Origin of the sequence: Peptoniphilus sp., assembly GCF_022767005.1 — a bacterium.
Classification (GTDB): Bacteria; Bacillota; Clostridia; order Tissierellales; family Peptoniphilaceae; genus Peptoniphilus_A.
Map to the genome: position 1 here is coordinate 51401 of NZ_JALEOV010000034.1, position 10864 is coordinate 62264.

The 10864-nt window shown below is 31.0% G+C and carries 9 protein-coding genes and 1 other annotated feature; of the genes, 2 read left to right on the plus strand and 7 right to left on the minus strand.

Features of this window, described 5'->3' with window-relative positions; all coding sequences use genetic code 11:
- Positions 1-26: 26 nt before the first annotated feature.
- From MR285_RS02690 to MR285_RS02720, 7 genes are all read right to left on the minus strand, one after another.
- Complete coding sequence (locus MR285_RS02690; RefSeq protein ID WP_293557762.1) at positions 27-1286, minus strand: trypsin-like peptidase domain-containing protein; 1260 nt, start codon at positions 1284-1286, stop codon at positions 27-29.
- A gap of 165 nt (positions 1287-1451) precedes the next feature.
- Positions 1452-2306, minus strand: a complete 855-nt coding sequence (locus MR285_RS02695; RefSeq protein WP_293557764.1) for a MetQ/NlpA family ABC transporter substrate-binding protein — start codon at positions 2304-2306, stop codon at positions 1452-1454.
- A 57-nt stretch (positions 2307-2363) separates the two neighbouring features.
- Complete coding sequence (locus MR285_RS02700) at positions 2364-3014, minus strand: methionine ABC transporter permease (RefSeq protein WP_293557766.1); 651 nt, start codon at positions 3012-3014, stop codon at positions 2364-2366.
- Positions 3015-4019: a methionine ABC transporter ATP-binding protein gene (locus MR285_RS02705; protein ID WP_293557768.1), complete on the minus strand. Its 1005-nt coding sequence runs from the start codon at positions 4017-4019 to the stop codon at positions 3015-3017.
- A gap of 32 nt (positions 4020-4051) precedes the next feature.
- Positions 4052-4278, minus strand: a binding site (T-box leader).
- A gap of 62 nt (positions 4279-4340) precedes the next feature.
- Complete coding sequence (hcp, locus tag MR285_RS02710) at positions 4341-5945, minus strand: hydroxylamine reductase (RefSeq protein WP_293557776.1); 1605 nt, start codon at positions 5943-5945, stop codon at positions 4341-4343.
- Positions 5946-6378: 433 nt separating this feature from the next.
- On the minus strand, positions 6379-7251 hold the full coding sequence (locus MR285_RS02715; protein ID WP_293557778.1) for a 4Fe-4S binding protein: 873 nt from the start codon (positions 7249-7251) through the stop codon (positions 6379-6381).
- A gap of 1 nt (position 7252) precedes the next feature.
- Entirely contained in the window at positions 7253-7399 is a 147-nt protein-coding gene (locus MR285_RS02720) for a CD1871A family CXXC motif-containing protein (RefSeq protein ID WP_293557770.1), read from the minus strand.
- A gap of 428 nt (positions 7400-7827) precedes the next feature.
- Between MR285_RS02720 and MR285_RS02725 the strand changes: the two genes are divergently transcribed.
- A complete protein-coding gene (locus tag MR285_RS02725; RefSeq protein WP_293557772.1) occupies positions 7828-9213 on the plus strand; it encodes a Na+/H+ antiporter NhaC family protein in 1386 nt (461 codons plus the stop codon).
- 61 nt (positions 9214-9274) lie between these two features.
- Entirely contained in the window at positions 9275-10477 is a 1203-nt protein-coding gene (gene megL / locus MR285_RS02730; protein WP_293557774.1) for a methionine gamma-lyase, read from the plus strand.
- Positions 10478-10864 lie beyond the last annotated feature (387 nt).

A 10864-nucleotide genomic window follows, 5' to 3' on the forward strand; every position in this document is an offset into this window, starting at 1 on the left:
GTATAAAACTTCACCCACTTTTTTATTTAAAATCCATTTTCAAATTCTTGTCTAAATCTATTAAATAAATCTTGTTGTTCTTGTTGCCTTTGTTGATATTCTTTAGCTCTTGCTTCTTCTTGAGCTTTAATATCCTTTTGTGCTTCCTTATCATTTTCTATTGAATAATTAGAAAATTTAACTTCCGTAGTTTGTGCCTTTCCCTTTCTTACATAGCTAACTTCAGCACTATCTCCTTCTTGATATTTGTACAAAATTGACTTTAAGGCATTGTTGTCATTTACTTCGTCCTTTCCAATTTTAGTAATAATATCTCCGGCCTCAAGTCCAGCTTTAGCTGCAGGTGATCCTTCATAAACTTTGTATACAAAAATTCCTTTTTCTACATCAGTTTTTCCATTAAATACTTGTGCTGCAACATTTAAGTTCATTGTAAGCATTCCCATTGACATTTCTTTGTAGCTTCCAGTTTCTATGACTTGTTTTACAATTGGTTTTATAAAATTAATTGGAATTGAAAATCCAAGTCCCTCTGCTGATTGAACTTTTACAGTGTTTATTCCTATGACTTCACCCTCTGCATTTAGAAGTGGTCCACCAGAATTTCCGCCGTTAATTGAGGCATCGGTTTGGATAAGTCCTGTCATATATCCGCCACCACTTACTGCACCAACATATCTGTCAAGTCCAGAGATTATTCCTTGAGTTACAGTTTGTGAAAATTGCAATGAAATTGGATTTCCAATTGCAATTGCTGTATCTCCAATAGAAAGTTTATCAGAATCACCGAGAGTTGCTACATTTAACTTTTCATTAGTATTAACTTTTACAATGGCAAGATCTACATTTTCATCTGCCCAAATAGTTTTCCCTTGAATGTCTTTTTCATTGTTAAGTCTAACTGTTACATCGTCTACTACTTTGTTGTTTAATTTTACAACATGGGCATTTGTAAGGATGTATCCCTTTGGATCTACTATTACACCTGAGCCAACACCTTGAACTTCAACTTGACCAAAGAATGATTGTTGTACTCCCTTTGTTGTAATTCCTACAACTGATGACATTGATTTTTTTGCAACAGCAGATGCAACGCTAACATTATCCTTCGCAGAAATTGTTATATTAGAATTTCCTTCATTTGATGTAGATGAATTCATATTAGGCAATATTTTATAAGTTGTAATTGCCGAACCAATTATTCCACCAATTAGTGAAAAAACTAAAGCTATTATAACAATTATTTTTCCCATACCTTTATTTTTTTCGTTTCTATTATTATCCATATTTTCCCCCTTACTTTTTTATATATATTAGAATGATTATGTGAAAAATAAATGATTTTATTATCAAAGGTTTTTGAAAAATTAAAACAATCTTAAAAACTTTGTGCAATTTTCATACTAATAATTAAAAAGAGACCTTTCGAGGTCTCTAAAATATTTTTTAAATTATTTTCCAAAAGCAGGGATAACTGCTCCTTTGAATTTTTCTTCGATTAATTTCTTTGCTGCATCAGAATTTAAAACTTCAATGAATTTTTTGAATTTTTCTTTTTCAGCATCTTCTTTTCTAATTGCCACTAAATTTGCATAAGGTGAATCCTTTGATTCTAAGAAGATTGAATCTTTAGTTGGGTCAAGACCCTTTCCAATTGCAAAGTTTGAATTTATAACTGCAGCTCCAGCATCCTTATAAACTTGTACAATTGAAGGTGCATCCATTGCTGTAAATTTTAAATTCTTTGGATTTTCTGCAATATCTTTTTCTGTTGAATTAAGATTTGTCTTGTCTTTTAATTTAATAAGACCAGCATCTTCAAGAAGTATTAATGCTCTTGCTCCATTGCTTGGGTCATTAGGTATAATAATTTCTGATCCATCCTTGATTTCGTCCACTGATTTATATTTTTCTGAATATAAAGCCATTGGTTCGATATGAACATATCCAAGTACAGCAAGATTTTTTATTCCTCTTTCTTCTACAAAACTATCAAGGTATGGTTTGTGTTGGAAGTAATTTGCGTCAAGATCTCCCGCTTCAAGTTGTAGGTTTGGTTGAACATAATCGTCAAAATTTACAACTTCAACATCAAGTCCTTGTTCCTTAAATTCATCCTTTAATCCTTCGATTATTTCACCATGAGGTGTAGGTGAAACACCGATTACGATTTTGTTATCTCCATCCTTTGTTTCTTCCGCAACAGCCTTGTTGCCTTCTGCCTTTGTGTTTTCCTTTTTTGCTCCGCCACAAGCTGTAAGTGTTAGAGCAAGCACTAGTGAAAGTGCTACAATAATTTTTTTCATTTTTTTCTCTCCTTTTATTTTGTATTTATATTAATTCTAAAAAATTAGAAAAAACACCTATCTTTTATCAATTTTATCTGCTATTTTATTTCCAATAAATTGTACAATTTGTACGAGAATTATTATTACGATTACTGCTGACCAAAGTATTAACGGCTCATTTCTTTGGTAGCCATATCTGTTGGCAATATCTCCTAGTCCGCCACCACCCATGACACCAGCCATTGCTGAATAACCTATTACATTAATAACTGTCATAGTTATTCCAGCAACAATCATTGGCATTGCTTCTGGTATTAAAACCTTAAAAATAATTTCTCCCTTAGTTGAGCCCATAGATTTGGCTGCTTCAATTACACCTTGATCCACTTGTATGAAATATCCTTCCATTAACCTTGCCACAAAAGGCGCAGCTGAAAGTGAAAGTGGAATTATCATTGCTGCTGTTCCATAGGATTTTCCAACTATAAGCCTAGATAGAGGAAATACAACTATCATTAAAATTACGAAAGGAAAGGACCTAAGAACATTTATTATCCCATCTAATGCCGAATAAATTTTTGTTGATTCAGTTAGACCACCTGGTCTTGTAGTAGTCAAAATTATTCCCAATGGAATTCCTATTGCAAGAGCAATAATTGTAGATGCTATTACCATTACAAGAGTCTGTGGAATTGCCGGCAAAACTATATCGATTATTCTATCCATCTAAAGCACCTCCACATTTACATTATTTTCCTTTAAATAATCAATGGCTTTAACTCTCTCTTCTTCTTTTCCAAGAATTTGAACTGTAAGATAACCAACACTTGAAATATTCAACTTATTTATATTTCCCGAAAGAATTGAAACATCTACATCAAATTTCTTTACGCATTTTGAAAGAATTGGTTTGTCATAATTATCATCTGCATAGGAAAGTCTCAAAACATCTCCCTTATAGTCAGCGCTATTTACATAACCTTCTTCAACTTCATCTTCCAAGTTTTTTATAAAGGATCTTGTAACAGAAGATTTTGGATTTCTAAAAAGTTCCTTAGTTTCATTTTCTTCTATTATTTTTCCATTTTGCATTACTGCAATTCTGTCGCAAATTTCCTTTGCCACTTCCATTTGGTGAGTGATCATAACTATTGTCATATTAAATTCTTTTACAATTTTTTTCAAAAGATTTAAAACAGATTCTGTGTTTGCTGGGTCAAGCGCTGATGTTCCTTCATCTGAAAGTAAAATAGAAGGATTTGTAGCAATGGCTCTTGCTATTGCAACTCTTTGTTTTTGTCCTCCTGATAATTCTGAAGGGTAGGAATTTTTCTTTTCCTTTAAGTCAATAAAATTTAAAAGTTCATCTACTCTCTTTTCAATTTCACTTTTATTCATACTAGAAATCTCTAAAGGATAAGCAATATTCTCAGCAACAGTCTTTTGCATAAAGAGATTAAAATATTGGAAAATCATTCCCATATCTTTTCTTGCAACCCTAAGTTCTTTCTCGTCTAAATTAATAATAGACTTACCATCCACTAAAATTTCTCCACTTGTAGGTTCCTCCAACCTATTGATGCATCTAACGAGAGTGGATTTTCCTGCACCAGAAAGACCAATTACTCCAAAGATTTCTCCCCTATCTACTTTGAAAGAAACATCATCTAAAGCTCTAAAAGTTCCATCCTCAGTTTTAAATTCTTTAACCAAGTTTTTTACTTCTATCATTTTTCCTCCATTTACAAAAAAAGCTTCCGCCCCATAAGGACGAAAGCTCGTGTTACCACCTTAATTTATCACTTTCTCGCGAAAGCAACCTCTTCAAGTACTATCATACTCTACTTCTATAACGGGAAGACCCGTAAATACCTAATATCGATATTTCCTAGAGAAGGCCATGTTCCCTAAAAACTCATCCACTTCTTTCACCACAACGAAGCTCTCTTTACTCAAAATTTTAAGGTACTCTTCTTCTCAAAAAGTTTATTTATGAATTGTTTTTTATTATAAGGTTCAGAAAAATAAAAGTCAAGACTTTTTATTAAATTATTAAATTATTAAATTTTTTATATCATCTTCTACGTTTGTAATTCCAGAAATTCCAAAATTATCAACTAAAACTTTCACAACATTTGCTGAAAGGAAGGCTGGAAGAGTTGGTCCAAGGTGAATGTTTTTTACTCCTAGAGATAAAAGTGCAAGCAAAACTATTACAGCTTTTTGTTCGTACCAAGCAATATTATATACAATAGGAAGGTCATTTACACTTTCTACTCCAAAGGCATCAACAAGAGCAAGAGCTATTTGAATAAGTGAATAAGAGTCATTACATTGACCTGCATCTAAAACTCTTGGAATTCCATTAATATCACCTAAATTTAACTTGTTATATCTATATTTTGCACATCCCGCAGTTAAAATAATAGTTGAATCAGGAAGATTTTTTGCAAACTCTGTATAATAATTTCTATTGGACATTCGCCCGTCACAGCCTGCCATGACAATAAACTTTTTAATATTGCCATTTTTTACATTTTCAATGACTTTATCGGCAAGTTCTATAACTTGACTATGTGCAAAACCTCCAACAATACTTCCTTTTTCAATTTCTTCTGGTGCATCACATTTTTTTGCCATTTCAATAATTTTTGAAAAATCTTTGTGTCCATTTTTATCTTCTTCAATATATTCACATCCAGGATAACCTGCTGCCCCAGTAGTAAATAATTTATCTTTGTAAGAATCCTTTGGCGGAACTATACAATTTGTAGTCATGAGGATTGGTCCATTAAAGGATTCAAACTCTTCTCTTTGTTTCCACCACGCATTTCCATAATTTCCAACGAAGTTTTCATATTTTTTAAACTTTGGATAATAATTTGCAGGTAACATTTCAGAGTGAGTATAAATGTCAACTCCAGAATCCTTTGCTTGCTCTAAAAGCATTTCAAAATCCTTTAAGTCATGACCTGAAACTAAAATTCCAGGATTTTTTCTCGTTCCAATATTAACTTTAGAAATTTCAGGATTTCCATAAGTTTTAGTATTGGCAGAATCAAGTGTTGCCATAGCCTCATATCCCATAGCTCCAGTTTCAAGTGTTAGTGAAATTAATTCATCAACAGTTTTTTCTTTTAATAGTTCTGCCATTGCCTTTAAAATAAAATTATTTACCTTTTCATTTTCATATCCAAGGACCTTTGCGTGTCTTGTGTAGGCAGCCATCCCCTTTAATCCATAAGTTATAAGTTCCTTTAAACTTCTTATGTCTTCATTTTTCTCACTTAAAACCGAAACTTCGTGAGAATTTATTTTTTTACTGATTTCTGAAAAATCTACTGAAGACCACATTGCTGCTTCGCTATAATCTTTATCTTCTCTTAAAGAATTCATAAGCTCAACTGTTTTGACTATTCTTTCTTTTATTGCAGCATTGTCAAAATTTGCATTAGTAATAGTTGTAAATAAATTTATAATAATCCTATCAACAACTTCACTTTCTTTATTTTCCCTTTTAACTGCAATTTCAGATAGACCCTTTGAAATCCAAATCAAAAAATCTTGCAAATTTGCAACTTCAGATGTCTTTCCACATACTCCAATATTTACACAACCGCTATTTTTAAATGTCTCTTGACATTGAAAACAAAACATATTCATATTCTTCCTCCTATTCATTAGCAAAATCAAATATCAAATAACTTTCTATAAACATTTTAGTATTATAACAATAGCATTACTGTTGCATATGCAACAATTATTTATAAGATTTTAAAAATTACTGGAAAATTTTTAAGTGCATACTTGATATTTTAAATCCTCAACTTTTTTCTAAAAAAATTAGACCCATGCGTGCATGAGTCTCTCTATATTTGTATAAATGATGCTTATGAATTGATAAAGTGTATTGTTTTCAATATTTAAAAATCGCTTTATCAATTTTTTGTATATCCAATAATAGATAATCTTTTGTTGCCAACATTATTTTATCTATAAATTTTTCGCCTCTTCAATCAATAAATAAATTATTAACAAGATTTTTCTCAAAATCAACAAAATAAAAATGCAAATTTACAACCTTTTAATTTTATTCATATCTTACTTCTTCTAAATTATTATTTGTAAAGGATGTGGAAATCGCAGATGTTGGACATGCCTTTATGCACTCTCCGCATCTTATACATTCTAAAGCCTTTTGATTCTTTGACATATCTACATCCATTTTACAAATTCTTTTACATTTTCCGCAAGAAATACAATTGTCATTAACATGATATTGATAAAAAGAAAACTTATTAGTTAATGCGTAAAATGCACCCAGTGGACATAAATATTTACAAAAAGGTCTGTAAAAAAATATAGAAACTATTATTATTGTTCCAAGAATAACTGACTTTAACAAAAATAAATTGCCAAGTGCAGCCCTAATACTTTTGTTTGCCAGTGAAAGAGGAATTCCTCCTTCAAGTATTCCCTGAGGACAAATGTATTTGCAAAAATATGGAGAGGCTGTACCTAATTTATCTGTCAAAAATACTCCAAATAGCCAAACTACAAATACCAAAATAAAATACTTAATATACTTTAAAAAACTAAATCTTCTAGTGCTAAATTTTTTCGATGGAATCTTATGAATAAGATCTTGAAAAAACCCAAAGGGACACAAAAATCCACAAATTAATCTACCAAATATAGTTCCAAATAATAACATTAATCCTGTTACATAGTAGGCAAAATTAAATTTGGAAGACCCAACTACTGCTTGAAAAGAACCTATTGGACAAGATAAAGTAGCTCCTGGACAAGAATAACAATTAAGTCCTGGCACACAAGCACTCTTTAACTTTCCTGTATATATGTTTCCCTTAAAAAAATTAGGAATATGTATGTTTGTAATGAGAGCAAAAGAACCCTGTACGAGATTTCTTCTATCTCTTAATTTCCCAAAAAAATTACTCAGCTTATCCAATTCCAACACACTCCAAACATATCCTAATAGCCTTTGAAAGCACAGTATCAACTTCTGACCTATAAGCTCCCAAAAAGATAAAAACAATGGATAAAACCAGCATTGCGTATGAAATTTTTCTATTCACAAAATCCTTCATATGTTCACCTCAAATATAGTATAGCATTAATGATTTAAAAAAATATTAAAAAATTAATTTTATAAAATTTTTAGTAATGAATGAACAATATTCTTTTACTCTCTACAAAAATCCAACTAGATTTAAAAATATATTATAAAAATTTATTTAATAAATTAAAATTAGTATATCTTATTAGTATGAAATCGTTATTACTTTATAATTTACTTTTGTAATTAATTAACAATTTATCATAAAAAGTCTTCACAAAAGCTGTTAAAAAAAGTATAATGAAGCTAAAGAAAAATTAAGTTTTCTTTCGTATTTTTAATTAGCTTTGAAAACGATATTATAATTCGGTTTTTAAGTTTATGAAGGAGGATGATAGCAAATTAAATTTTTAGGAAAAATATCTTTGTTTTATTTTTGTTTGTTTTAAGGAGGCATTTATGGAAAACAAAAATTTAAAACCTAAGGCTAATGGTGCAGCACTTCTTCCTTTTATAGTTTTTGTGCTTGTATATCTTGCTACTGGAATCATTTTAAATTCAATGGGAGTAGAAATGGCGTTTTATCAAGTAGCAGCACCGGTATGTATTTTGCCAGCTATTATTTTGGCTTTTATTATGTTTAAAGGCACAATTGATGACAAATTTAACGATTTTGTTCACGGTTGTGGAGACGAAAACATAATAATAATGTGTCTTATCTACATATTAGCTGGAGCATTTGCAACAGTTTCAAAATCATCTGGTGGAGTTGATTCTGTTGTAAACTTTGCGCTTTCTTTAATTCCTGTTCAATTTATTACAGCTGGAATATTTTTAATCAGTTGTTTTATTTCCATCTCTACAGGAACTTCCGTAGGAACTATTTCAGCAGTTGGACCTATTGCTGTTGGCGTTGCTACAAAAGGAAATCTTCCTCTTACACTTGTTCTTGGATCACTTGTAGGTGGAGCAATGTTTGGCGATAATCTATCAGTTATTTCTGATACAACAATTGCAGCAACAAGAACTCAAAATGTAGGTATGAGAGATAAATTTAGAGCAAATATTAAAATTGCCATCCCTGCAGCTATAATTACTTTTGTAATTTTATTAATTGTAGGAAAGCCTGAAGATGAAGTTGTTCTTGATGATTTGAGTTATAATTTTGTTTTAATAGTCCCATACCTTTTCGTATTAATCTCAGCTCTTGCTGGAATGAATGTATTTTTAGTATTGACTAGTGGTATTATTCTATCAGGCATTATTGGAATATTTACTGGTGGATTAACTATGATGACCTTTGCTCAAAACATTTTTGAAGGATTTAGTGGAATGTTTGAAATTTTCCTATTATCACTTTTAACTGGAGGTCTTTCCTATATGGTTTCTAGTAACGGTGGTATTGAATGGCTAGTTGAAAAAATTAGGAGCTTCGCAAAAGATGTTAAATCCGCTGAAATTTCAATTGCTCTTTTAACTCTATTAACAGATGCTGCAACTGCAAACAACACTGTTGCAATTATTATTGACGGCCCTGTTGCAAAAGAAATTTCAAAGGACTTTAAAGTTGACCCAAGAAGATCTGCTTCATTCCTAGATACATTCTCTTGCGTAATGCAAGGTATAATTCCTTATGGTGCACAAATTTTAATCGCAGCTGGACTTACTAAAGAACTTGGTGCACTAGCTGTATCCCCTGTTCAAATAATTCCATTCCTATGGTATCAAGCACTTCTTGCTGTATTTGCAATTCTTTCAATCTTTATTAGATTTGCAGATCCTAAAGATAAATGGGATTTTGAAAATGACGTACCATTAACTAAAAACAATGTAAACACAAAATAATTGTAAGAAAGTAATTTTATTAAAAAAATTTAATTTTGATTTATTTAAAAAGGAGAAAATTATGAATAGTAAAGACGAACTTAAAAAAATGCATTTTGAAACTAAAGCAATTCATGGCGGATATGAAAAAAATAAATATGGTGCTCTAGCAACTCCAATATATCAAACATCTACATTTATCTTTGACAATGCAGAGCAAGGTGGAAGAAGATTTGCACTAGAAGAAGATGGCTACATTTATTCAAGACTTGGAAATCCAACTAATGCACAGGTAGAAGAAAAAGTTGCTCTTTTAGAAGAAGGTGAAGCTTGTGTTTCAGCTGCATCAGGAATGGGAGCAATTACTTCATCAATTTGGCCATTCATTAAATGTGGCGATCACATGATAGCTGCAAAAACACTTTATGGATGTACTTTCGCATTTTTAGAACACTCAGTATCAAAAATGGGCGTTGAAGTAGATTTTGTAGACATTACAGATGTCGACAATATCTTAAACGCAATGAAGGAGAACACAAAAATTATTTACTTAGAAACTCCAGCAAATCCTAATATGGATATATGTGATATAGAAGAAGTTTCTAAAAGAGTTCATGAAAAGAATAAAGACTGTCTAGTAATCGTAGACAACACTTATTGTACACCTTATATTCAAAGACCACTTACACTAGGAGCAGATATAGTAGTTCACTCTGCAACTAAATATTTAAACGGTCACGGCGACGTTATTGCTGGCTTTGCAATTGGTAGAAAAGAACTCATAGACCAAGTTAGACTAGTTGGTATTAAAGACTGTACAGGTGCTGTACTTGCACCATTTAATGCATATCTAATTCTAAGAGGAATGAAAACACTACAAGTTAGAATGGACAAACACTGTTCAAATGCAATGAAAGTTGCAGAATTCTTGGAAAAAAATCCAAAAGTTAAAAGCATTCAATATCCAGGACTTAAATCCTTCAAATATTATGATATAGCTAAAAAACAAATGGCACTTCCAGGTGCAATGATCGCTTTTGAAATCGAAGGTGGAAAAGAAGCAGGTGCAAAGCTTATGAATAGTGTTAAACTTTGTACATTGGCAGTATCACTTGGCGATGCAGAAACGCTTATCCAACACCCTGCTTCAATGACTCACTCTCCTTACACAGCAGAAGAAAGAGCTGCTGCTGGAATCTCTGAAGGCCTAATTAGACTTTCTGTTGGTCTTGAAAATGCAGACGACATAATAGAAGACTTAAAACAAGCATTAGACCAAATCTAAAATCTTATTATAAAAAAATCTATCGAGAAATTAAAAATAATACCAGAGATATTATAATTGTCTCTGGTATTATTTTATCAGCATATTCATCCTAACATTTAAAACAAAATCCAAAATATATTTAATAAAATAAAAACTCTAATACTAAACTCAAAAATACAAAATTTTAAAATACTTGCTAAATATACAATAATATATTTTTCTTCTATAACAAAGATATCCGCTCAAAGAAACCATAAATAAATAGGTTCTATAATAAATAGTGTTGGTGAGAAATCATCAGCACTATTTTTGTATGGAAATGTATAAAAAATAGACATAGAAATCACATTCCTATAAAATATAGTTGCTACCAAATACCAAGGAGTGATTCTATGTCTATTAATA